The 23,935-nt window shown below is 48.5% G+C and carries 20 protein-coding genes; 7 read left to right on the top strand and 13 right to left on the bottom strand.

All coding sequences use genetic code 11. The annotated features are described in order from the left end of the window. The first annotated feature begins 330 nt into the window (after positions 1-330). Together KO518_RS02030 and KO518_RS02025 are read left to right on the top strand one after the other, a co-directional pair. Complete coding sequence (locus KO518_RS02030) at positions 331-669, top strand: BON domain-containing protein (protein ID WP_216024133.1); 339 nt, start codon at positions 331-333, stop codon at positions 667-669. Between the two features lie 487 nt (positions 670-1,156). Next, positions 1,157-1,951 (top strand): siderophore-interacting protein, encoded by a 795-nt coding sequence (locus tag KO518_RS02025; protein WP_216024132.1) that lies wholly within the window; start codon positions 1,157-1,159, stop codon positions 1,949-1,951. Positions 1,952-2,137: 186 nt separating this feature from the next. On the opposite strand, the gene KO518_RS02020 is transcribed toward KO518_RS02025, so the two are convergent. Both KO518_RS02020 and KO518_RS02015 read right to left on the bottom strand, forming a co-directional pair. After that, positions 2,138-2,698 carry a CBS domain-containing protein gene (locus KO518_RS02020; protein WP_216024131.1) on the bottom strand — a complete coding sequence of 187 codons (561 nt, stop codon included), beginning with the start codon at positions 2,696-2,698 and terminating at the stop codon, positions 2,138-2,140. A 51-nt stretch (positions 2,699-2,749) separates the two neighbouring features. Then, a complete protein-coding gene (locus tag KO518_RS02015) occupies positions 2,750-3,049 on the bottom strand; it encodes a hypothetical protein (protein ID WP_216024130.1) in 300 nt (99 codons plus the stop codon). A 450-nt stretch (positions 3,050-3,499) separates the two neighbouring features. Between KO518_RS02015 and KO518_RS02010 the strand changes: the two genes are divergently transcribed. Then, entirely contained in the window at positions 3,500-4,330 is an 831-nt protein-coding gene (locus tag KO518_RS02010) for a DUF2608 domain-containing protein (protein WP_216024129.1), read from the top strand. Positions 4,331-4,334: 4 nt separating this feature from the next. Continuing rightward, positions 4,335-4,748: an alternative ribosome rescue aminoacyl-tRNA hydrolase ArfB gene (arfB, locus tag KO518_RS02005; protein ID WP_216024128.1), complete on the top strand. Its 414-nt coding sequence runs from the start codon at positions 4,335-4,337 to the stop codon at positions 4,746-4,748. A 22-nt stretch (positions 4,749-4,770) separates the two neighbouring features. Here the strand turns inward: arfB and KO518_RS02000 are convergent, their stop codons facing one another. The 4 genes from KO518_RS02000 to KO518_RS01985 all read right to left on the bottom strand — a co-directional run bounded on the left by KO518_RS02000 (position 4,771) and on the right by KO518_RS01985 (position 10,738). Next, positions 4,771-5,451: a hypothetical protein gene (locus KO518_RS02000; RefSeq protein WP_216024127.1), complete on the bottom strand. Its 681-nt coding sequence runs from the start codon at positions 5,449-5,451 to the stop codon at positions 4,771-4,773. Positions 5,452-5,484: 33 nt separating this feature from the next. Next, the gene (locus tag KO518_RS01995) at positions 5,485-6,777 is read right to left on the bottom strand and encodes an NAD(P)/FAD-dependent oxidoreductase (RefSeq protein WP_216024126.1); all 1,293 of its coding nucleotides are present in this window, start codon (positions 6,775-6,777) and stop codon (positions 5,485-5,487) included. 117 nt (positions 6,778-6,894) lie between these two features. After that, positions 6,895-8,958 (bottom strand): TonB-dependent receptor, encoded by a 2,064-nt coding sequence (locus KO518_RS01990; RefSeq protein ID WP_216024125.1) that lies wholly within the window; start codon positions 8,956-8,958, stop codon positions 6,895-6,897. Beyond that, positions 8,951-10,738 (bottom strand): metallophosphoesterase, encoded by a 1,788-nt coding sequence (locus KO518_RS01985; protein ID WP_216024124.1) that lies wholly within the window; start codon positions 10,736-10,738, stop codon positions 8,951-8,953. Before KO518_RS01985 ends, KO518_RS01990 begins: the two co-directional genes overlap by 8 nt. A gap of 252 nt (positions 10,739-10,990) precedes the next feature. Here KO518_RS01985 and KO518_RS01980 point away from each other — a divergent pair, with 252 nt between their 5' ends. Then, entirely contained in the window at positions 10,991-12,046 is a 1,056-nt protein-coding gene (locus tag KO518_RS01980; protein WP_216024123.1) for a Ca2+-dependent phosphoinositide-specific phospholipase C, read from the top strand. Positions 12,047-12,071: 25 nt separating this feature from the next. After that, entirely contained in the window at positions 12,072-14,834 is a 2,763-nt protein-coding gene (locus KO518_RS01975) for a TonB-dependent receptor (protein ID WP_216024122.1), read from the top strand. A gap of 42 nt (positions 14,835-14,876) precedes the next feature. Here KO518_RS01975 and KO518_RS01970 read toward each other — a convergent pair whose 3' ends face one another. From KO518_RS01970 to KO518_RS01960, 3 genes are all read right to left on the bottom strand, one after another. Then, positions 14,877-17,864 (bottom strand): TonB-dependent receptor, encoded by a 2,988-nt coding sequence (locus tag KO518_RS01970; RefSeq protein ID WP_252735826.1) that lies wholly within the window; start codon positions 17,862-17,864, stop codon positions 14,877-14,879. An 18-nt stretch (positions 17,865-17,882) separates the two neighbouring features. Next, positions 17,883-18,854: a FecR domain-containing protein gene (locus KO518_RS01965; protein WP_216024120.1), complete on the bottom strand. Its 972-nt coding sequence runs from the start codon at positions 18,852-18,854 to the stop codon at positions 17,883-17,885. A gap of 73 nt (positions 18,855-18,927) precedes the next feature. Continuing rightward, on the bottom strand, positions 18,928-19,461 hold the full coding sequence (locus KO518_RS01960) for an RNA polymerase sigma factor (RefSeq protein WP_216024119.1): 534 nt from the start codon (positions 19,459-19,461) through the stop codon (positions 18,928-18,930). Positions 19,462-19,773: 312 nt separating this feature from the next. Here KO518_RS01960 and KO518_RS01955 point away from each other — a divergent pair, with 312 nt between their 5' ends. Then, positions 19,774-20,505, top strand: a complete 732-nt coding sequence (locus KO518_RS01955; RefSeq protein ID WP_216024118.1) for a FadR/GntR family transcriptional regulator — start codon at positions 19,774-19,776, stop codon at positions 20,503-20,505. A gap of 94 nt (positions 20,506-20,599) precedes the next feature. On the opposite strand, the gene eda is transcribed toward KO518_RS01955, so the two are convergent. The 4 genes from eda to KO518_RS01935 all read right to left on the bottom strand — a co-directional run bounded on the left by eda (position 20,600) and on the right by KO518_RS01935 (position 23,931). Beyond that, positions 20,600-21,217 (bottom strand): bifunctional 4-hydroxy-2-oxoglutarate aldolase/2-dehydro-3-deoxy-phosphogluconate aldolase, encoded by a 618-nt coding sequence (gene eda / locus KO518_RS01950; protein ID WP_216024117.1) that lies wholly within the window; start codon positions 21,215-21,217, stop codon positions 20,600-20,602. 51 nt (positions 21,218-21,268) lie between these two features. Then, positions 21,269-22,204: a sugar kinase gene (locus KO518_RS01945; RefSeq protein ID WP_216024116.1), complete on the bottom strand. Its 936-nt coding sequence runs from the start codon at positions 22,202-22,204 to the stop codon at positions 21,269-21,271. Positions 22,205-22,273: 69 nt separating this feature from the next. Then, the gene (locus tag KO518_RS01940) at positions 22,274-23,584 is read right to left on the bottom strand and encodes an MFS transporter (RefSeq protein ID WP_216024115.1); all 1,311 of its coding nucleotides are present in this window, start codon (positions 23,582-23,584) and stop codon (positions 22,274-22,276) included. Next, entirely contained in the window at positions 23,581-23,931 is a 351-nt protein-coding gene (locus KO518_RS01935) for a cupin domain-containing protein (RefSeq protein WP_216024114.1), read from the bottom strand. The genes KO518_RS01940 and KO518_RS01935 overlap by 4 nt, the downstream gene beginning before the upstream one ends. Positions 23,932-23,935: the final 4 nt, after the last annotated feature.

Genomic DNA, 23,935 nt, shown 5'->3' with positions numbered 1-23,935 from the left:
GGTTTTCGGCGAAAAAGGCTTAGCAGATGCTCGTATCATTCGCGCCATTTTCAACGGTGGCAGAAACCGGTAAAGAAATTAATCTTTGAACACATCGCTGGGTCGCAGATCTTGCAGAACAAGCCAGCAAAATCCTCCCAGTGTATGAAAAAATAGACAGATGATAAGTAAATTTTTCCCACTGATATCATCCAGGGGCGAACGTTAGATCAAAGAAATCCAAAAAAACACGGAAAATCAAAATATTAAAAAAATTAAATGGGATATAAGAAAACTGGTACACATATCGCATATGTCAATATACGAAACAGAGTTATCAGGAGGCATAGTATGAAAGCAGTTAATGTGTTTATCGCCACACTGTGCTTGGCATTTTTGTCACAACCGGTGTTCGCTGAAACGTCCGATACTGATGCTCTTATCGACCAGAAAGCCGAAGCTGCCCTGTTGTTTAATGGAAAATTAAATACTCGTGATATTCACGCACATGTTTCGAATGGTCATGTACATTTAGTTGGAGAAGTAGATTCGTACGCCGATCGCTTGCTCGCTCAGGATGTTATCGCTCGCTTAGATGGCGTGCGATCCATCGACAATCAACTGTCTGTCAGAAAAAAACGTCAGGACAAATTTCCATTATTGTCAGTGCGGTCTACACTTAAATTCTGACAGTACAAATTTTGGTCTACCGGGTGACCTGTGGAGAACGCCCTACTGATCAAATACGAACACTGATGACGTCTGTGACGTTGATGTGAACTGTCGGTTTAGGCAGTTAATCTCCCCTCCGGGCCTCATAGGCCTATTTTATACCTCTGATTTTCTCCCGTCTTATGGCGGGAGCTTTTTTTCCACCTCTTGATGTGTATTGCCTTTTCACAAAGGTATAGATTAGAAAACCCTGATATAAAGCGTCATGTCGAACAACGAAGTAAACCCCACTAAAATTGCAAATACTGAGTCATTGAGTGATGTCTTTGTCTCTGTTTCTATGTGTATTCCTAAATGTCTTTTAACCGGAACCCTGTGTTCCGGTTTTTTTTATTCGCTTTTCACGGTTCAATGCGGGCCCAATGTCCTATTTACTTAAATTTTATTGATAACCATTCTCATTTACTATATAAGCCATTCAGTTATCAAGAGGAAATCTTTCAGTATGGAAAAGAAATCGCCCAAAAAACCCGCGTGTCTTACCGTTGTGGCTAACGAAGAAGTGACACCGAATATGCGCAGAATTACGCTCTCTGGGAAGGCGCTGGCAAATTACCCCAATATTGATAGCGCTGCTTACGTGAAGCTGTTTTTTGACTTTGCGGGTAACCCGCTTTCAGTCCCCCCTGAATCAATGAACGAGGCGCAATTGCGAACTTACACCGTTCGCTCGTTAGACCGTCAGGCCCAATCCATTTCGCTTGACATGGCTTTGCACGGTGAAGGAAAACAAAGCGGACCGGCGTCGCATTGGGCAAAGCGCGCGAGTAAAGGTGACAAAATCATCGTTGGTGGTCCAGGCAGCTCTAAAGGACTGGCTGAACATTACGACTGGGTCTTATTTGCCGGTGACATGACATCATTGCCCGCCATATCGGTATACCTTGAGAAACTGCCAGGCAGTACCCAAGGCTACGCGGTGATTCAAATCACCAGTGAGGAAGACAAACAAGTTCTGGTAAAACCAGACGGGGTAGAAATCAAATGGGTGATTGGCAATGCGCCAAGCCTTGCCGATGTCGTTGATGGATTAAACTGGTTGCCGGGCACACCGGGCATTTGGGCGGCATGTGAATTTTCATCTATGCGAGCACTGCGTTCGTTGTTTGTAAAAGACAGAAATATTGCCCATGAACAAATCTATATAAGTAGTTACTGGCGGGAAGGCCGATCTGAAGACCAGCACAAGGCAGACAAACGCAAAGATGCCGAAGTCTTTGCTGCAAAGCTAATACAATAGCGACCACCCTTCGGCAGAAAACGTCAACGCACTGATCCAATCGTTGGCGTTTCAGCTTTGGGAAACAGGTTTTTGTTTACCTGACGGGTATAGAAAATACAAGGATGCTACGCGAAATATGCGCCAGAACGCATACCGGTAAAATGTGTGAGATACCCCTGGCACATAAGGCCAGGGGTAGACTGGCTACGCGGCAATGACACTCGACAGCGCAGCAAATGAAGGCTGGGCTTGTATGTCCAGTGGCAACCGCAGATCCCGGGCTATGTCGCTGACACTGATGATACCGCGAATGACGTGGGCATCCCGGTCAATCACAAGACAGTGCTGTTGCCCGTTGTCTTTCAATGTTTCAACAATATCCCCCACGGTTGAACGTTGAATTTGCGAATAATCGAAAGATTGCAAACTCGCTTTTGCCTGCATGAAATCTGCGGCGGTGAGTTCATCCCTTGATTGACCTTCAGCCACCTTCTGTACAATGCGCTGTTCGGTTAGATCACTCAGGGTTACGATACCCGCAAATTGCTTGTGCTTATCCAGCACTATTTTCATTTTCACATGTGACTGTTTCATTAAGTGCTCGAGCTCAACGGCCTTGGCATTGTAGTCAATCACCATAGGTTCGTGAATGGTGAAATCAGTAAAAATAGTCTCAGCTGGAGATTGCAGGTTTAATCTCGCAGGGTTTTCAGGCCACGCAAGCTGGTCAATGCTTTCTGTTTTGTACAGGGGTAATGAATGCATAATACTTTCCTCAAATAGACATGGGGGCGTTCAAACGCCATAAATGTTTAACTAAGAGAGAAAAGAAGTAGGTGGTGCCCTTATGCCATTGGCGCACGAGAGAACTTCCCGTGGCAGGTATGCGTAGTCAGGATACGGCGAAACCGTATACCCGGTAGCAAGGTGTTGAGAGGTAACAACGCAGTCGCCACTGTCTTTTTCGTCATCGAGCTCATCTGCCAGTTCAACAATGGCGGTTGCTTCAACCGCATCGGTGCCAACCAGGGTTTTCGCTTCAGACGCAGCATAATCACTGTCGACCCCAACGGGTAACAGCAACAACAACCACAGTCCTAACAAGCCAAAACGCATGAGAAATCTCCGTAATGAGCGCAAAAACAAGCGCTACACAATTAGAATACGCCTGAAATTGATTAAAAGAATAACACTTTGTCGCAAATATCTACTGCTCATCGCGAATCCTTTGTTGTTTGAGACTCTATGAGCGCCTCTCAGCGGGTGAAGAGGCGCGTAAGGTTTCACGAGTGCGTAATTCAGCATGGTCTTAAGTGTTCTGAATAAGCGTTTTGTCCCGCATACCAAGGTTCAGTTACTAAAATCATCCAACAAAACTAATTGAGGAAGATCACCGGCTGTCGCACCATCATGTGATTTGGTTTCTTACTCTGCCGTGTAAGCACAATGGAATTTCTGGTAGGCTGTATAGCAGTAAAAATTCAACGTACTTATTGCATGCTATTTCCATCTCGTATTTCGCTTTTCACTGCTGTCATTGCCATTGTTTTATCCGGGTGCACATCTGTGCATGAGCGGACAGTTACGCCACCTCATTCACTGGTCATTGCGACCACCACAACCTTTACCGACGTGGATAAAGAAGTGAAAACACTCAACGCGCGGTATTCTGCCGACAGGGTTTTAATCGTATCCGACATCGACAATACCCTGCTTACTAGTACCGCAGACTTAGGGGGCGACATTTGGTATCAATGGCAGACGGGAAAACTTGCGGTTAAACCCAGAGACAGTGAGCAGGTGTCCTGCCTTTTTGAAGATACTATCGGTTTACTCTATGAGCTAAACCCAATGACACCAACGGAACCCGGGCTGGCAAACACCATTTCGACATGGCAATCCCAGGGCAATACGATTTTCGCGCTCACCTCCAGAGCACCGAAATACCGGGCAGCCACAGAAAGAGAACTGCTTCGCAACGGTTTCGACATGTCTGTATCTGCACTGACACCTGAAAATCAACAAAACCCGAATTATCGGGAACACACAGAACGGGAACTGAGTTACAGCCGGGGTGTAATGATGACAACCGGAATGAACAAAGGTCACATGTTGAAGTGGATATTAGACAAAACACAGCGACAATTTGACGCTATTGTATTTATTGACGATTCCAGAAAAAATATTGATAACCTCGCCGCAGCCTGGCGAAAAAGTGATATTGATGTGCGCCTTTTTTACTACACTCGCGTTGAAGAAGACCGAGCCCACAAATTTGGCGCAGTGCTGACCGAAGATCAAGCCAGTGCAATGGCAGAAGATTACCAACAACTAATCACAACACTGGAGGCTGTTTTCCCGGCCAGAAAATCCCAAACCTGCCTGAGTGTAAATTAACGCAATGATCGCGATAACCCCCTCAATCAAGTTGGATGAAACAGAAATAGAGATGACGGCCATTCGCGCTCAGGGTGCGGGCGGGCAGAACGTAAACAAGGTATCCAGCGCTATTCACCTGCGCTTTGATATTGGCAGGTCGTCTTTACCTGATGCTGTAAAGAGCCGACTATTGCAGCAATCAGACGCCCGGGTTACCGCAGAAGGTGTCTTTGTACTAAAAGCACAGAGTTTTCGCACTCAGGAACAAAACCGCCAGGATGCCATAAACAGGTTGGTACAATGGGTGGCAGCAGCTACAAAGGTACAAAAGAAGCGCCGGCCAACCCGCATCAGTAAAGGCGTCAAGAAACGTCGAGAAGCATCAAAAAAACAGCTTAGCGAACGTAAAAACATGCGCAGAAGAGTCGATTTTTAGATTGTTTAAGCCCTTTACAAACTCAATGGGTCAGACCGTTGAATTCCAATGCCACGAACATCATGCGGTATATTTTATTACCGGAACCGTCGGACTCGGAGCTTACGTAAAAAGCGTTTTGCCCAAACGCTTTTAAACCGCTGAAAGTACTGGCACTGGTGCTGCCTGAGGTAAAGCTCAACAGGCAGTATTTTCCCGCACAAGCCATTTGTTCAGCAAACACATCGTACGTACTGTTGTCGTATATCAGGTGAGAAAGCTGCTCTAATCGGTTGGCGCTATCGAGATCATCTGCGTGAGATTCCAGAAGTGCAAATACCACGGGAAAGCCTTCCACACTTACAAACGACGACGCATTAATGTTATTAATAATACCCTGCGAAGAAAACAACAAGTAATCCATTGTCCCCAGACTGGGGCGATTCTTCAGCAACGCGAGAACATCTTTCAGGTTCTGCGTTTCACCGGGCCCCTTTTGTACCACGGGTCGCACTTTTTCTGCTGAGTCCCGTGTTTGAGGGTGATTTGGAATGATAGGAATTTGCGGCGTAACATCAGGCTGCATTTTTGTATCTGCAGCTGATGTTACCCCTGTCTCCAAGGGCGCTGCGTTGTCAACTTTCACCTGAAAGCCAGGCAGATAGAGCCAGCCGACAAAGCCAGCTATAACAAACGCGGAGCACAATCCTATCGCCAGCTTCACCCTTGTCCCTTTAAGCCTATGTGTTGTAAATGATTAGTGTAACTTTAGCTTAGGACCGACAAAGTTGCTGACTTTTCTACCGAGTAAGGTCATGGTACCTTTAAACCATCCGTGGATAGCGTACTGATGCATGTTATACAGGGATATATACACCAGCCGCGCCAAACGGCCTTCAATAAACATACTGCTGTTTACCAGTGCCCCCATTAAACTACCCACCGTGCTGTATTTACTCAAATGCACCAGTGAACCGTAGTCGCGATACTCGTAGGCTTTTAAAGGCTTTCCTTTAAACAAATTGATGATATTTCCTGCTGCCACGCTGGCCATTTGGTGAGCTGACTGCGCACGCGGCGGCACCCAGGTGCCGTCTTTTTGCTGGAACCCACAGCAATCGCCAATGGCAAAAATGTCAGTAGATACTGTGGTTTGCAAATGGCTGTTCACCAAGATCTGATTTGCTCGGTTAGTCTCAAAAATGCCCATATTTACCAAAAACTCTGGTGCTTTTACACCCGCCGACCACACCAGGAGGTCGGCTTCCACCTTGTCTCCGGTTTTCGTGATAAAGCCGTCTTCAGTGGCCTCAGATACCATGGCACTTTCCATAACGTTAACGCCCAAATCTGTCAGCGCTTTTTTCGCCGATGCTGCAATTCTCTCCGGTAATGCCGGTAATATTCTCGGCCCCGCCTCTATAATCGAGACACGCAATCGCTCCGAAGACATTTCGGGCATTCCGTAGGCGCGGGCTAAATTCGCTACATGGTGCAGCTGTGCGGCTAACTCCGTGCCCGTTGCGCCACCACCGACAATAGCAACGTGCAAAGATGATTGTTCGGTACTGGACTGATTAATTCTTAGCAACTGATTCAAAAGCGCTTTATGGAAGCGTTCAGCTTGTTTCAGCGAATCGAGAAAATAGCAGTGCTCAGCCACGCCAGGCGTGCCAAAATCATTGCACACGCTCCCCATGGATAGTACAAGGTAATCGTAATCGATAGTGCGTTCGGGTAGGATTTCCTGCCCTTCATCATCAAAGAGCGGGTCGAGTACAATAAACTTCTTTTCGCTGTCGAGATGCTGCATATTCCCGAGTTGAAACTGATACTTGTTGCGTACAGCATGCATGCGGTAATCCACGCCATCTGAGTTTTTATCGATAACCCCTGCTGCTACCTCGTGCAGCAGGGGCTTCCACACATGGGTTTTGCTTCGATCAACTAAAATGACTTCCGCCAATCCTTTGCGGCCTAATTTTTTACTCAGTCGGGTAACCAGTTCAAGTCCACCTGCACCACCTCCAACAACGACAATTTTTTTCATGACGTATCCTATAAAACAATTTTTCCAGCTATGTAAACTCGCAAGACATTACATAGCTCGAAAAACTGATGGATAAAGCGGGAGGAAGTTTCCTGCTCGACTGTATGGTTGGGCGCGCTACGCGTCCCAACGATAAATCAGACTGAACATATAGTTTCTGGGTCGACCGGGAAAATACCGCTCCGCGGTAAACGATGTGAAATCTGCTCGCTCGGCATAGGCGGTATCGAATACATTGTTTACCCTGCCATAGACCGTCAGCGCCCGCGAGATCTGCCAACTGGCGCGCACGTTTACAATGTCATGCCCGCTGTACTCGTGCTGATTTTCCGGATCAGTATAATATCTGCCCGAATGATACCACTGTGTCTCTACTTTTGCAGAATGCGAGAAAGCATAAGCAAGACGCATATCGAATACTGAGCGCGGAGCAGAGTCAATGAGATTGCCGTTAATGTTAATATCATTGAGTGTCTGGTCGTGACGATAGGTGTGTTCTGCCAGCGAAAAGGCTGATGTCAGCTTCCATGCCGGAGAAATTACCCATTCGGTTTCCAATTCAATGCCGACATGACGACTTCTACCGTCGTTTACATAAAAGAAATCACTGTCTCGGAAAATAAAATTGTCTTTATCCATTCGATATACAGCACCGGTGAAACGGAGGTTTTCAAGGATACCGCGCACCCCAAATTCAATGTTGTTTGCTTTTTCCGAAGACAGAGACGCAACAGTTTGAGCCCGTTGTAACCGGTAAAGTTCTGTGGCCTGCGGAGCTCGAAACCCAACCGACGCATTGGCGTAAAGCTGAATGACATCAGACCATTGATACACAGTACCGAGTTTGGGCGAAATATTGCTAAAACGGTTACTTCCACTCGGTGGCCGGGTATAGCGGCAGCCACCAAAACCACAGGACGAGCCATCTTCACGAAGACGACCTGTATTCATGTTGTTGGTGTATTGGTATGCCATGTATTCATAACGCAAACCTGCAGTGATGCGCCAGTTGTTTACCTGCCACTCAGCGGCAATAAACGGCGCGACAATACTGGCATCAACGTCATAGTCGTAGTGCTTGCCCGTAGGAATAGTTTCCACGAGAAACGCCGAGCCAACGGTTTCCCCTTCTTGTAATTGCAGCAGCGTTCCCTGTGTCAATTCCCCATCCAATCCACTGGACACCGTAATATGGTCAGATACCTGATGCACCCACAATGATTGCACTCCCACCCCTTGCTGAGCATTTTTCTCCACCGGCTGCCCGGGTAAGAAGTGCATGAGAAAATCCATGTCCTGATTGCGGTAATAAGGAGTTATGGTCACACTGTCGCCATTTTTTAACGCCATTGAAAACTTGCTCCACAGGCGAATTGAAGTGGCATTGCGATACGCTTCTGGATTTTCATTTGCCTGCGCCAACGCGCTATTTTTGTAGCTTTCAAACCCTGTGATGTAACCTGCGGTTTCCTGATCCAAGTGGGTATAAGTTAAGCCACTGGTAATGTTAAGCACATCACCACTAAACTGATAACGCAGGTTTACTTTTTCCTGATCGAGCCCCTCAGCGGTGCGATAGCCACTGTCATGGGTAGCACTTAAATTCACGCCAAAACCATGGGCACCTCGGGTAGTACCAGCGCGAAATTTGCCGCGCTGGTAACCAAACGACCCCACATCCAAAGCGAGTAAACCTTTCCCTGTCGTTGTATCAGGTGTAATAACGTTGACAACACCGTGAACCGCGTTTGAACCATAGAGTACCGACCCTGGCCCCTTTAGGATCTCTATGCGCTCGGCCAGTTCGGTGTGCGCTTCAAACAACTCATTGATATTACAAAAGCCCGCTGCGCGAAGCGAAATACCATCTTCGGCGGTTAACAGTCCGCCGCATGCACCAGCTCCGCTAAGCACCTGTGATCGCAACGCGGGGAGGTATTCCTGGCCATTTCCTCGCTGCAATTGTACACCCGCCACCAACTTAAGGGCTTCCTCTACATGAGAAGCCGACAACCACTGCAAAGTGTCGTTATCCACTACCTGCAATGTCAATGGCAAACTGTGCAGCCCCCTGGCCACGCGACTCGCTGTCGTTGTTATTCGCTCTATATCCTCCGGGGTTTGCGCATCAGCAAAAAGCGGCACACAAAGGAGTAAACTAAACGCTCCAAATCTATACACCTGGTACCACCCAGGTCGTTTTGTCAACGCGCTGAGCAGACACCGCTACAATTTTCAAAAAAGCGTAGGCCTGTGCAGCCGCTTTGTCTTCAGGTACAGGGCAAGCAGAAAGCACAGGTAATAAGCCGCTGTAAATCTCCTCGCGGTTCCCAATATCAGCAAATTGGCCAGCATTGCGAATTCTGTAATAGTCGTTTGCCAGGGCAATGGCCGGACGGGCGAGAAAGTGGTCTGAGAATCCGCTGGCCGGGGCGTTACAAAGTGTGTCACCAAGTACTTCCCCTACCGTATGCGCTTTAAAGTATTGCGCCATTTCGCTGGGCCACTCCCGCCCCACATACCGTTGCCTAACCACCTCCCTGAGGTGGCTGTCGGTGAACCTGAGGTAATTGGACGCAGACAAGATCCCCTCGTCCCACTTTGATAAACCGGCTTGCCGACGATATTGCCATTCTTTGGCATACAGAGGGAACAAGGCGTCAAAGCCCGGCACATCTTTTTTAATTACCGTCTCTACTCGCGCAGTATGTTCGGCGGTTAATGTAACCACAGTGTACCCAGGTTGATACGCTGCTAACGAGGGCACCTGGACGTTAACTAAGCCTGGCGACGCTTGCGACGAAGATGAAGCAGGCCCGTGAACATCATATAAATGCATATGACCTGCCATGTGCAACTTAAGCCCGGTTTGTGCCAGTGCAGCAGTAGTTTCTTTCGTTGGCATACGCCTTAACTGCATAGCCGTAGCCCCAAATAAATCTGCAAGCTCCATTTCAGTGTCATCGTAAAAGTCAGCCATGGGAAAATGACTGAACGCCACTAATCGTTTGCCCTGCTTTTCTGCCCTTTTAACCACGCTGGTTATCCACCTTATCAATGCGGGTTTGTACGTAAGTAAGGCGTTGTAACCGGCATTCCCGGAACCGTTAAACTGTCGGTCTGCATAATCCCCTTTTGGTACGTACACGTTAGCGTCAATAGCCAGCAGCCACACACCGTCCACAGGTTCCACCAAATAGCTGCTGTCGGGCATAAAAATGCAAGTGCCTTTTTCGTCACACCAATCCCAACCGCGCCTGGCCAGTTCATTTGTGCCGAAGGGTGTTTCATACAGCACATCCTGCGGCTGAGGCAAAAAACCGTGAGCATTCAGCGTCTGCGTAATATCAGCATACCCCCATTCCCTTACCGCATGGCTACATTGCCAGGCCTCTCCTGACTGACAGCGCGGATGGTCGGGGCTGTAAACTGCCACTTCTTTGCCAGATTGATGCAGAAAGTCCCCTTTGCCACCGGCCCGGGTAAACGGGCGTACTGGGTCGTGATTCCCAGTGATAGCAAAAAATCGCATGCCGTGGCGCTCGTGATAGGTGTCCAGAATACGCCTTAGCGCTTCCACATTTGCCGGCTGCCCGTCATCGGAAAAATCTCCTGGCAGCGCAACCAGTTTTATGCCCCGTTGTGCCAGATCATCCAGTGCTGCAAGAAAAACAAAATAGTTTTCATTAAATAAACGGGTAGAGTTCAATTGTGCCTGCATGCTTCGTATTAGCACGGGATTGTTAGTCCCAGGAAAGGTTGGCAACCCAGAGGATGACAAGTTCTCCGCAGCCACGAAAAAGTCATGTAGATGGATATCGGCCAGAAAAGCGATAGATATGTCCACCGGTTCATCGACGGATGACTCAACGGGCGCGTCTTGCCTTTGATGATCAGTGTTTTTTTGACAGCCAGTGATAGTTAGCACAAGCGCGCACAACATCCAAATACAGTACTTCATGTTCAGCCTTATCTCGCAAATACCGCGTTCACATCACGTGTCGTGATATTACGGCAAAAAAACATTAATTACATTTACACCCTAAATCATGGACGTAAATGATCCTAAAACGGGGACAGGCAATCTATCACTGTAATAAAAACTTAACCAGCTGTGTTACATTTTTATGAATATTAATGGGTTAGCAATTTTTTACGTCCCCATTATTTTACTCCGTCACTCTACCTCCACAGAACATACAGAGAGCAAATTATGTTTTACCGATTAATTCTTTTATTTTCAGTATTTATGAACAATGTAGCCGCAGCTCCGTTGAATCACTATCAATGGATTGGCTCGCACAACAGCTACAAACAGGCATTGCCCGCGTCGGCATTTCGTTTTCTCGCGGAAAAAGACAGCCACCGCGCAGCACAAATCGACTATGCTCATCCCAGTTTAGCTACCCAGTTAGATCTCGGTATCAGGCAACTGGAAATAGACGTTGTTAATGACCCAAATGGCAACCAGTATCACATTCCAGAGCTGGCTGCACGGCTAAACGAGCAATGGTTAACAGAAAACGCCAGGCATCGATTGGCGAAACCAGGCTTTAAAGTACTACACATACCTCATGTAGACGTTCGCTCACACTGTATTGAGTTTACAAGCTGCCTGTCACAACTGGTAGCTTGGTCTGACGCCAACCCGAGTCACTTTCCCATCGTGATTATGATGAACGTGAAAGAAAACCAGCCGGCTTTTCTTTCCAGCCCACCCCCTGCGTTATTTGACGAGAAGGCATTTGCGGCACTCGATACGGCTATTAAGGATACATTGCAACAACGCTTAGTCACACCTGCCAGTATTCAAGGAAAGTTCGACTCATTGCGCGAAGCAATTGTTCAGCAAGGGTGGCCTGACGTAAATGAACTCAAGGGAAAATTCCTATTTCTCTTTGACGGCAATGCAGAGCAGCGCCGGCGCTACTTACGGGGGCAGCCAAGCTTAACGCAACAGGCCATGTTCGCGTCGTTTGATCCAGACCATCCATCGGCAGCCATCATGATCAAAAACAATCCCGTTGATCAACAGGCAGACATTCGCGCACTGGTGGCCAGGGGGTTTATGGTACGCACCCGCTCCGATGCCAATTTTTCTGCACCTGATTCAGTCAAAGCCGCGCAGCGGGAAGCGGCATTTCGCAGCGGTGCACAAATGATCTCCACCGATTTTTACCCCCAATCGCCACAGGCAAAACGTCACGGTTACCAGGTGAGCTTTGTCGACGGCGCATTGCGACGACCACACCCTTTTATCCCTAAATAACGACGTTCAATTAAAGGAACACACTATGCAATCATCGTTTAACAAACATATCCTTGCCCTGTCAGTGGCAGGTATTCTGAGCGCAACATCAGGACATGCTGTTGCCCAACAGGCTAACACGCCGTCAGCAGACGACGCCGACATGGAACAAATTGTCGTCAGCGGTTATCGCAGCTCACTGATTAAAGCAAGAGACTTAAAACGCGACGCGCTGGGTTCCCAGGATTCTATCGTCGCTGAAGATATTGCAGATTTCCCTGATCTTAACCTTGCGGAATCGCTACAGCGCATTCCCGGTGTCACCATTAATCGCGAGGCGGGCGAAGGGCGACAAATTTCTCTACGCGGGTTAAACGCCGACTTTACTCAGGTACAGCTCAACGGCATGGAAGCACTTGGCACGTCTTCATCGGCCATGGACAGTCGTGGCACCCTCAACACTTCACGCTCTTTTGACTTTAACATTTTCGCATCTGAACTGTTTAACCAAATCGATGTAAGAAAGTCTTACTCTGCGGATATGGACGAAGGCGGCATTGGCGGGACGGTGCAGCTTCACACGGCCAAACCCTTTGACTACGATGGCTTCAACAGTGTGATCAGCGCCCAAGCCGGACAAAACTCCCTTACCGATGATACCAGCCCTCGTGTTGCAGCATTGATTTCCAATACTTGGGATAATTTCGGGGCGCTCTTCTCCATTGCATATAGTAATCGCGATACCAGTGAACAGGGCTACAACACCTACCGCTGGCGACCAAGAACAGCCCAAGGTTCAGACATTTCAGCGTTGTCAGCAGCCAATCAGGCGGCAGTAGATAGTGGTGAACTGCGTTTTTCCCGCGGCAGCCGCTATTCACAGTTTAACAGCGACCAAACCCGCGTAGGAGCAACTGTCGCCCTGCAGTATCGTCCTAACAACGACTTATCACTGGGTTTAGATGCGCTATACGGAAAACTGGACAGCGATCGCAAGGAATACCATTTGCAAAGCCGGGGCTCTAGTTCTACGGCACTGGGTTGTACCGGACCCGACTATGACGGCGGTGCCAGGTACTTCTGTTCTGAGCTGGTGGATTTGTCGTATAACGCCAACAACGAAGTCATTTTTTCCGAGTGGCGCAATACCGCAATCCACTCAGAAAGTCGCAGTCAGACTGCTGAGACAGAGATCGTTCAAATTGTCCTGAACGGCGACTGGATCGTATCGTCAGATCTTGTTATCAGCGGTCTTGCAGGTCATATGGAAAGTGATTACACCAGCAATAGCGCCAAGGTTTACATGGAATCCTTTGCCGATATGACCATTGACTATCGCGACGACCGTTTTTACGGGACAAACACATACGTCAACGACTACGACCCCACTAATATTGATGAATTTCGCTACCATGAAATTGACCTGGCGGAAGACGAAGTCAGCAACAGTTTCGATGTTGTAAAGCTGGATGCCGACTATGTATTGACTGATTCAAGCAGCCTGAAATTCGGCGTGTCCTCCAAAAAATTTGAACACGTCAGCGGCAGAGTACAAGAAGACAACATACTGCGTGGCGACTGGCAAAGTGGTGATGTGTCAGATGTGGTCGATAGCAGTCTGACATTCATTAACGATAATCACAAAAAACAAAACTGGCTCAGCGTAGACGTTGATGGCGTTTTAAACAGTTTCACCGTAAACCGTGATATAGCAATGACGGATACCCCTAACCAGGTAACTGAGAAAACTCAGGCAGCCTACGCCCTCTATGAACTTGATCTGTTGATAGGCGACACCGAACTACGGGGTAATCTAGGCCTTCGTTACTACGATACCGAAATCGACTCGACTGGCCTGGTCAACGGTTCTGAATATGTTACGGTTACACGGGAATACGACGGTGTCCTCCCAGCGATGAACTTGGCGTGGTTCGCCACGGACAACCTGGTACTGCGGGCAAGCGCTGGCAAGAACCTTACCCGACCTACCCTTGGAAACCTCACTGTCACAGGCTCTGTGAACACCGACCCTCTTTCAGGTTCAAGCGGACTGCACATCAATGCTGGTAACCCAGCACTGGAGCCTTTTGAAACCGTCAACATGGAAATTGGTGTTGAATATTACTTTGAGGACGTGGGTTATGTTTCCATGTCCCACTTTAGAAAAGACATAGATAATTTTATTGCCACTAAAACCATTAGCGTTCCCTACGGCGATACAGGTTACCCACTGGCCCTGCTGGAAGGTGCAACAGATGAAGAAGGCAATGCCCAGACTGGTGCAACCCTGTATAACTTTTCACAACCGCAAAACCTCGACGACAGCGACTTTTCCGGATGGGAATTTGCCGTACAACGGGATTTCGACTTCCTGCCAGCTCCCTTTGACAATTTCGGTGGTATAGCAAACTACACCTATGCCGATGGCGACTCTCTGCACAACATCCTTGTGGACGGTGAAACCGTTGAAGTGTCCCGCCCCTTCTTTGGACTATCTAAAAACACCGTTAACGTGACGCTCTACTACGAAACGGAAACCTGGGGAGCCAGGGTATCAGCGGCTCACCGCGATGAGTATCTGACAGTAGTAGAAACCTCGAGCTCTGACCAGGATGAAGCCGGTTTCCACGGCACCACATACTGGGATTTCTCTGCGTTTTACAACGTCACCGAAGATATCAAAGTATCGTTGGAAGGTGTTAACCTTAGTGATGAGAGGGAAGAACAGTACTCTGACTCAGACGACCGCCTGTATAACACGACGGTAAGCGGACGCACTTTCTACGTTGGTGTTACCTACGCCATGTAATTGTAAGGAGCGGTTACTCCTGTGGGTAATCGCTCGTTTTTTTTAATGACGGTATGTCACTCCCAGGTAAAAGTTGCGTCCACTCAAGGTCGTGTTATAGGGTCGGTGTGATGAATCAGAATACTGCCGCTCCCTTTCGTTAGTCAGATTGACAGCCTCTGCACGCAGCTCCCAATGCTCGTCAATTTGATAGGCCGCAACAGCATCAACGTAAATACTCGATTCAAACCCGGTTTCATCCTCATCAATAAGCGTATTTCCATCCACCCGTGCAAGATAGGCATCGCGATATGTAGCACTCATGCGCAGGCTCATTGCATAGCCTTCCCAGTACGCGGTGACATTGGCCAGCCAGGGAGATAGATAAGGCAGTGACTTTTTCGTCAGGGCCTGACCGTTATTGCTGTTGTAATATCTTACTTCACCCTGGGTATAACTGGCGTTGGCTGCCACCCCTACGTGATAGCCGGGCAATCCGGTCAACGGCAGTTCAAATTGCGTACTCAGTTCTACGCCATACAGAGCTGCCCCCTCGGCATTTTCCGGCACAACCCGCAACAGCGACGCCCTATCGCCTGCAACAGCCTCCACAATGTCCTGCTCAGGAATGTGTGCCAGGGGAAGCTGTTCTGAGGACATCACGATGTAGTCATCAAGGTATTTATAAAACACAGACAAAGAGATGCGGTTCATCTCTGTGAGATAGCTTTCCCAGGCAATATCCAGATTGGTTGCGGTATAAGGGCCCAGCGACGGATTAAACCCGAACAACACTCCTTTCTCCTCATCATATTCAACGGTTCGAGCCAAATCGGATAGTAATGGCCTGCCAATAGTACGACTAAGGGCAACGCGGTACACATTGGTGTGACTGGTGTCATACCTGAGGTTAAGAGCGGGTAAGAAAGACGTATACTCCAGTTCTTGAGCTCGTTGGATGCCAAAATCATTTGCCCATACATCAATGCGCTCTTGCTCAATGCGCACGCCTCCATTTATACGCAACGGCCCGTGTCGAAAATCAACTTCACTGAAAAGTGCGTACCTTTGTTCTCCAATGCGGTCTTGTGACAGGGTCCATGGCTTTCGCATTGCCGCACTGGTGTAACGAATACCGTCAGGGTGGGAAGGCAAGCCATAATAGTGAAACACGTCTGTGGGGTTTAACCTCATCCACTCCAGCCTTGGGTGAGCTGTTAACGTATTCCCCACAGAATCCGGCACCTTGTCGTTTAGGCTCATAACCCCGCGTTCATCAGTGCTTTGAGCCGGCATACCCTGGCGGAACAATGCCCATTCGTCAGCCAACATATCCTGAACGTTAAACAAATGGGTTTCACTGTTGAAATGGACAAGGTCGAAGCCTGCACGCCACTGCCATTGGGTGTTCAGTATGAGTTTGACATCATAGTTTGCATTGGCAAACCCCGTGCTGGCAAAGTATTGCTCTGCATCGAGCTCTTTCATATACCAGAAATTGCGCTCGGTAAGGTCATCGGCATAGCTGATGCGGGCAAAGCCGTCTTCGTCCCGGTAGTCAATAGTGACATCCGTTGCGCTTTCCATGTAAGCCTTGATCCCCACAGGAATAGCATAGTCGGATTTTTCCCAGCCCAGTCTCAGATGCCCCTCGATCTTGGGGGTCCATTGATGTTCGGCGTTTAGCACCCACTGCCGGTAAAGCGTCGATACTCGCTGAAAACGACTTTCTGTTCCTACCTGTGCCCGTTGATACACCCCGAAGACCAACTCGTTATTTTCATTCACCTGCGCGTCAGCTATGGTGGTTTTCCCCTCGATTACCGGTGTTGACCGATATCCTCTGGGATACAGATGGTATTCGTGTCGCTCACCACTAAATTCGCCAAATAACCAGTCCAGCGTGATGTGATGCCGGTCGCTCAGGTACTCCAATGATGCACTCACACCTGCCCTGGTCATATCGCTCTGCCAAACCGAGTATCGGTTCCCACGGGGAACGTACAATTCACCGGCTTGCCAAGCAGAAGCTAAAGGTTCTGGTAGCGGGGAGATATCAGCGCCCTCAGGGGTAATTTGTCGCCAGCGGAAAGTATTCGCCCCGACTTCCTGGGAACGTCGCTCACCATAAGACATTGAAACCAGTGCGCCCCAGTGGTCTTTGGTTGACGACACCATCGTAGAAAAACGGGCGGAGGGTTCATCGATATACGTATTTTTTCCCGTCTGGGTGTTGACATGCCAATTCAGGCCAGGATGGTCAAAGGGATGGGCAGTTTCTAAAGCGGCAATGCCAGCCAGCCCACCCGTAGGCTGGCTGGCCTGATAGCTTTTCAACACCTGAATATTGCTGAATAGCTCGGTGGCAAACAGGTTTAAATCGAAAGAGCGATCCCGATGCCTCTGCTGCCGGCTGTCCATTGGTGAATCATTGTTAGCCAACACTGGCATGCCGTTCAGCGTCACCAGGGTAAAATCCGGGTTCAGTCCGCGCAACATAATTTGACGGCCTTCCCCTGCCTCTCGAGCAATAGACATACCGGGAATGCGCTGCATGGATTCCGCCAGATTGCGGTCGGGGTAGGTAGCAATGTCTCTGGCCGCAATAACATCTGAAATAACCTGACTTTCACGCTTCCTCTGCCGTGATATGTCCAGCGAAGCCCGAATGCCCGTTACCGCCACTTCTTCAATGATACTTTGTTCGCTTTTATTTATCGCCACAGGCTTGAGGAGTATACCTTCCGGAGTAAGATGGTACACAAGCGAGGTGTTAGCCAATAGTATGTCTAAGGCCTCTTCCAGCGTGTATTTCCCGGACAATTCCGGCACTCTGATGCCCCCGGTCAAAGCCTGATTTACCACGAAGGGCTGATTGTATTTCACCGACAGAAATCGCAGACTATCCGTTAACGACTGACCGTCAATATGTAAGACAACGGATTCATGGGTTGTGGCAGCTACCCGAGGTGATAGAACCAAACCCAGCGCCGCGATAACCAACGCCACCAGCCGCAAACACATTAAATACTGGTGAGGAGCAAAAACCATCACGTAGGAAAGTTCGTTTTACTGCAAAGCCGTACTGATGACAAACTGCCCGCCGTTGTCCTGCAACACTAATCCATTGGCAGATGTCAGTAGCTTCAGGCTCTGCTCGGGTTCATTGAGATTAAATCGCCCAGACAGCAACACCTGTTCGATGCCAACCATTTTTACCGGTTTTTCCAGGTAACGTCCCAAACGCTCTAAGACCACAGCCAACGGCTCATTCTCCACGTCAAGCCAACCGCTGCGCCATGCAGGCAACTGCGAGTGGGAAAGTCGAAATGTGCGATGCCATTTGCCATTTTTAAGTACGACACCTTCACCTTTCACCAGCATCAGTGTTTTATCCGCCATTACCTTAACAACGCCATCGTATACGCTGATAACCGTTTTATTTGTCAACCGATCTATATCAAACGCAGTCCCCACTACCTGCACCCTGGTATCATCCACGTGTACCACGAAGGGACGGGAAGGTTCGTGAGACACGTCAAAATACGCCTGGCCTTTTTCGAGCCGAACATCACGCCATTGGGCATTGTGATTAACCGCAACGACACTGTCTCCGTTGAGGTAAACCACAGAACCATCCAGCAGTACCGTAGACGCCGTTTGTGCGGTTTTTGAAGACAGCGCAAGTTGTTGCGACATCGCCACAGTCACTGTTTGGCTGGGTTGTGAACTGCCATCTTCAGTGGGACTCCAAACAAACGCCAATAAAGACACCAATACCAGACTGGCGGCCGTAGCCATCCAAAAATAAACGTTACCTCGTATTGCTTTGTTTTCTTCCACTCGCCGGGGTTTTGCCGTTAATTGTACACTGGCACTGACCAACTCCGGATGCCCCATGGCGGTGGCAATTCGTTGAAAAGCACGCTGGTGCTCAGGCACGCTCAGCCACCTGGAAAGCGCCTCTTTTTCCTGCTCGTTTAGTTCATTTAAGCGGTCAAACCATTCAGCAGCTTGCTCGAGATGTGCTGATTCCGTCATACGTGCCTCAGTATTTCTACCCTTATATAAAATGAGTGTAAATTGTGCTCGGTGGGGACAATAAGCGATGAATTTACACCGACGCGTCTGTCCAGCCAGCTTGTTCCAGTTTAAGGGTGATTTCCACCATTGCCCGTGTCAGGTGCTTTTTCACCCCTTCCACTGACAAGCCCAATTTCCTGGCAATAGCGTCTCGGCTCAATCCGTCTACCCGCCGCAACAGAAAAACTTCTCGGCGCAGTGGCGACATGTCGGCTAAAACCATCTCGATAAATGCAAGCTTTCTCTGATCATGGTATCGCTGCTCGGGGCAATCGTTAGCGGCATCTAAAGCCACAGATTGGTAATCAACCGGGTTTGGCAATTTCTTTCGCTGAAAATCATACAGCACAGATTTTGCTACCGTAATCATGTAAGCGAGAGGATTTTCCAGCTCGGAAAAACGCACACTTTTACTCGTGCGCATGATCGTTTCCTGCACTACGTCATCAGTGACTGAACTGTCATTGGTCAGGCCAAGTATGAAGGAGCGCAGTGCAATGCGCGCCTGTCGCCCTTCACTATCCGTCAGTCCCTGCCATTGATTTTGTTGGGGAGGTAAAGTCACAATCATTCACTACATAAAAATTCAGTAATTAAAATACGACAAAATTATGACAGTGGAATGACCAAATTTAATCGCCAGCACTTTGACGAGAAAGGACCGGATTGTGACCTAAAAAGTACAATTTACTCTGTGGGTATACTCAAATGATATCCATTACCACTTTTAGCGAAAAAAAATTACCAATTTAGTATTTAATGCTTACCAGAGAGGCGTTTTTGATGTCTAATAGCAACATAGGTTAAATGGGTATTGTGCGCGTGGCATACAAGGTGAATCGCGTCATGTATCCTGTATTGAAGAGAGGAATCCTGTATGAAGAAGCGCAGACGTTTTTGGGCTGTAGTAGAAAAACTCGAATCACTCATAGATCAGGGCGTGTATTCCGTTGGCAGCAGGTTGCCGGCAGAGCGAGAACTGGCAGATGCCTATGACGTTAGCCGCCCCACCATTCGCGAAGCTATTATTGCGCTGGAAGTACGCGAGCGAGTAGAAGTGAAAACCGGTTCCGGGGTGTACGTTACCAGCAACGGCAACAGTAATAAGCCAACTAAACCCATTAGTGCTTTTGAACTGACACAAGCAAGAGCGCTGGTAGAAGCGGAAGCCGCAGCGCTAGCCGCCGCCACAATAAAAGAAAGCGAGTTGTCGGAACTGAAACAAACTCTGGACGATATGGCCAATCCCGAACAAGCTGATGAAGCCGATCAGCGCTTTCACGAGATAATTTCTCAAGCCACCCGCAACAATGCTATCGTCATGTCGATACACAACTTGTGGAGTTTAAGACGAAACGAACCACAAATCATTGCGGCCTATGCCGATGTGTGTTCTCAGGGTTCGGAACAACGTCTTAAAGAGCATCGCGCGATTTACGACGCCATCGCCGAAAGAGATTCAGCCGCTGCCAGAAAAGCCATGCACAACCACTTTAACCGTCTGATAAATGCCTTGTTTGAAGCCAGTGAAGCGAAAGCGCTAGAAGAAATAAAACGCAAGACCGATGAAACCCGGGGGTTGTACTCAATTTCCCACCTTACGCAATAATTGCGCGAACTCGTGCTGATAAAACAAAAAAAGCGGCCATTTCCCAGGCCGCTTTTTTTACTTGTGCCAACTGGCACTTGGTTAGCTAGTCAGATTATTGTTGTGCAGCAATACACGCCTCAGTAATAGCCTGCCAATTGCCCTCAGCAACCCACTCTTTCTTTGCCACCCAGGTACCGCCCACAGCAAAGACATTAGGCAGCGACAAATAGTCTTTTTTGTTGTCGGCATTGACGCCGCCAGTGGGGCAAAAAGAGACTGACTGAAATACCGACGAAACGGCTGACAAGAAAGGCGCACCACCAGAAAGCGAAGCAGGGAATAACTTTTGTTCTTCAAACCCATACTCCGACGCCAGCAGAATATCCGCGGTGTTTGAGACACCGGGAAGCACTGGCACTTCCACCCTGCCTAACGCGCCAAGGAGAGAGGGCGATACGGCAGGTGTAACAATGAAGTCTGCACCCGCGTCCAGCGCCTGCTCGAGAATTTTTGTATTGATGACTGTACCCGCTCCCACGATCAACGCCGGCACTTCTTGTTTGATGGCTTGTAGCGCCTGTAGCGACACTTCCGTGCGCAATACCACTTCTACCAGCTTCAAACCCGCATCAGCCATAGCACGCGCTATCTGAACTCCCTCTTGTATTGAATTTGCCTGAATAATTGGCAATAGTGTCTGCGACGACATTAATTCAGAAAAACGTGTCATGGTGTGTTCTCTCACTATCTGTAACGTTGGCCCTCGCCAACAAAATAAGCACTAGGCCGATACAAAATCGACCATGGCGTGATTAAATGCCTCTGCCGGTGCAATCGCCCCCGGATACTGTATTACGGTGCCCGCCGCTTTTGCCGCACATGCCACGGCTTTTTTGACGTCAAACCCGGACAACCTCGCGCCGAGATAAGCGCCGTTGAATGCGTCGCCGGCAGAAGTCGTATCCACTACATGGTCAACCGGTTTGACAGGGTGTACTTCCATCTGTCCGTTGACACTGGTGACAACCGATGATGGGCCGTCTTTCACTACAATTTCCTGACAACCGGCTTCACGGCAAAATTGAATGACTTTGTCGGCACGCTTAAGACCGTAAAGCACCGCCAGGTCTTCTACGCCTGGCAACGTTGTATTAGCCAATGCAAATGCCCGATCAAAAGCAGATTTTGCCTCTTGTTGCGAGTGCCACAAACGGGCGCGATAATTAGGGTCAAAGACAATATTCACCCCGTTGCCGCGCAATGTCTCCAACACTCCCCACAGCTTATTTAACTCAGTGTTGTCGAGAATAGCCAAAGAGATACCCGACACAAAAACCATGTCGGCTTCTGCGAGTTTGTCTATCACATCGTCATCGAGAAAGGTCATTATTTGTCTTGCGGCGGAATCGTTGCGCCAATATGTGAAGGAGCGCTCACCATTTTCATCGGTTTGAATATAGTAAACACCCGGCGCCTTTGTAGAATGAACAAAGGCAAAATCCACATTGATTTGCTCCTGTTCAAACTGTTCGACCATACGCTTACTAAGAGCATCATCACCAACGGCTGTGAGTATGCCGCTGTTCAGTGACGGAAAACACCGTTTTAGATATACAGCGGAATTATACACATCGCCCGCAAAGGACTGTCGCATAGTAGTGTCATCGATGGATTTTAGTTCCACCATGCACTCGCCGAGGAAATAGATACTTTTCATGATAGTAAATTCTTAACAAGACGTGAAAATACCGGGCGCACGTTGAATAGTCACCCGGCAATACTGAGACTATTGCTTTCTCTTCAATGGTTCAATTTTGGGGATCAATGCCCAAACCGCCAGCATGGCAATAATCGCCAGAGACGCACCAATCACAAATGCAGGCGTGTAGTTTCCATCAGCGGTGAGCATAGGCACAAGGGAAGTCAGTCCAACCGCACCTAGCTTCGCCGCCATTCCGGAGAACCCCGACAAAGAGCCCACTGCTTTTTTACCTAACAAATCGCTGGGTAACGTTTGCACGTTGCCAATGGCTGTTTGGAATCCGAACAATATAACCGCCATAATCAACACCGCTGTGACTGGCGCTCCAGGGTCTGCCAGCGCAATGAGGGCGGGCAGCATGATAAGACATCCAAGAGTAATTACCAACTTACGAGTTTTATCTGTGCTCCATCCTGCTTTCAAACGGTTCTGCGCTAACAAGCCACCGAACCAGGCACCAAACATTGCCCCTACATAAGGTACCCAGCCATAAATACCAATCGACTTTACATCCATGCCGTAGACTTCGTTCAAATAGATGGGGATCCAGAAAACAAACAGCCACCAAATAGGGTCAATAGCCGCCGAAGCAATAATAACGCCCCAACTTTGTTTTCTCGACAACATCTCCGCCGTAGAGGGGTTGTATTCTTCCTGTTCTGCCTGTTCTAAAGGCGTTGCATCTTTGCCTGATGTCCGTTGCCCAGTGAGAATGTATTCACGCTCTTCATCGGAAATCCAGGGATGCGAGCCCGGAGGTGCTTTAACGAGAACAAGCCATGGAATTAACCAAAGTAGACCTACTCCACCGACAATGACGAAAATCATTTTCCAATTAAAATACAAAGTGAGATACGCAATAAGCGGAATGGCAATAATACCGCCGATTGCAGCCCCGGAATTGAAGATCCCTTGAGCAAGGGCACGTTCTTTTGTCGGAAACCATTCTGCATTACCTTTGGCTGCGCCCGGCCAGTTGCCGGCTTCTGCAATTCCCAAGATCGCACGAAAGAAACTAAAACTCAGCACGCCTTGTGCAAAAGCATGTGCAACGGTGGCCAAAGACCAAACACCTATAGAAAGCACAAAGCCAAGTCGGGTCCCGACCCAGTCAAACACTTTTCCAAAGATTGCCTGACCAAATGCATAGGCAAAAACAAACACAATTGAGATGTTGGCGTATATCTGCTTTCTTTCCAGTGCGCTTTTATCCGGAAACAGATCTTCGACAATATCAGGCCACAGAACACTCAGCGCCTGACGGTCGATGTAATTAATGATGGTTGCCAAAGCGATTAACGCAATGACCCACCAACGCAAACCTGGCAATTTCATAACTCGTCCTTGATGAAGTCTTCACGGGCCGGACTAAAGGTATCTATAAGAATGCCACCGGTGGGACATATAGCACCGTGCTCTGCATGAGGGGGAATGTAGCAACTGTCACCGGGCTTCATAACTTTAGTCTCACCGTTAATAGTAAAGTGAAACTCACCTTCTATCACATATGATACCTGTGAATGTCGGTGCGCATGTGTGTAACCTTCAGCGCCTTTATCAAACCATATTTTTACTGCCATCAGCTCATGGTTGTAACCTAGCATTTGTCGCTTCAAGCCACCGCCAATATCTTCGATTTTTGTGGTGTCGCCTGATAAAAATATTTCGCTGTGCTTTGACATGATA

This window comes from Aestuariibacter sp. A3R04 (assembly GCF_018860805.1).
In the GTDB taxonomy this organism is placed as follows: Bacteria; Pseudomonadota; Gammaproteobacteria; order Enterobacterales; family Alteromonadaceae; genus Alteromonas.
The sequence above is the reverse complement of the archived record's forward strand: the minus strand, read 5'-3'. Positions and strand labels throughout refer to the sequence as shown.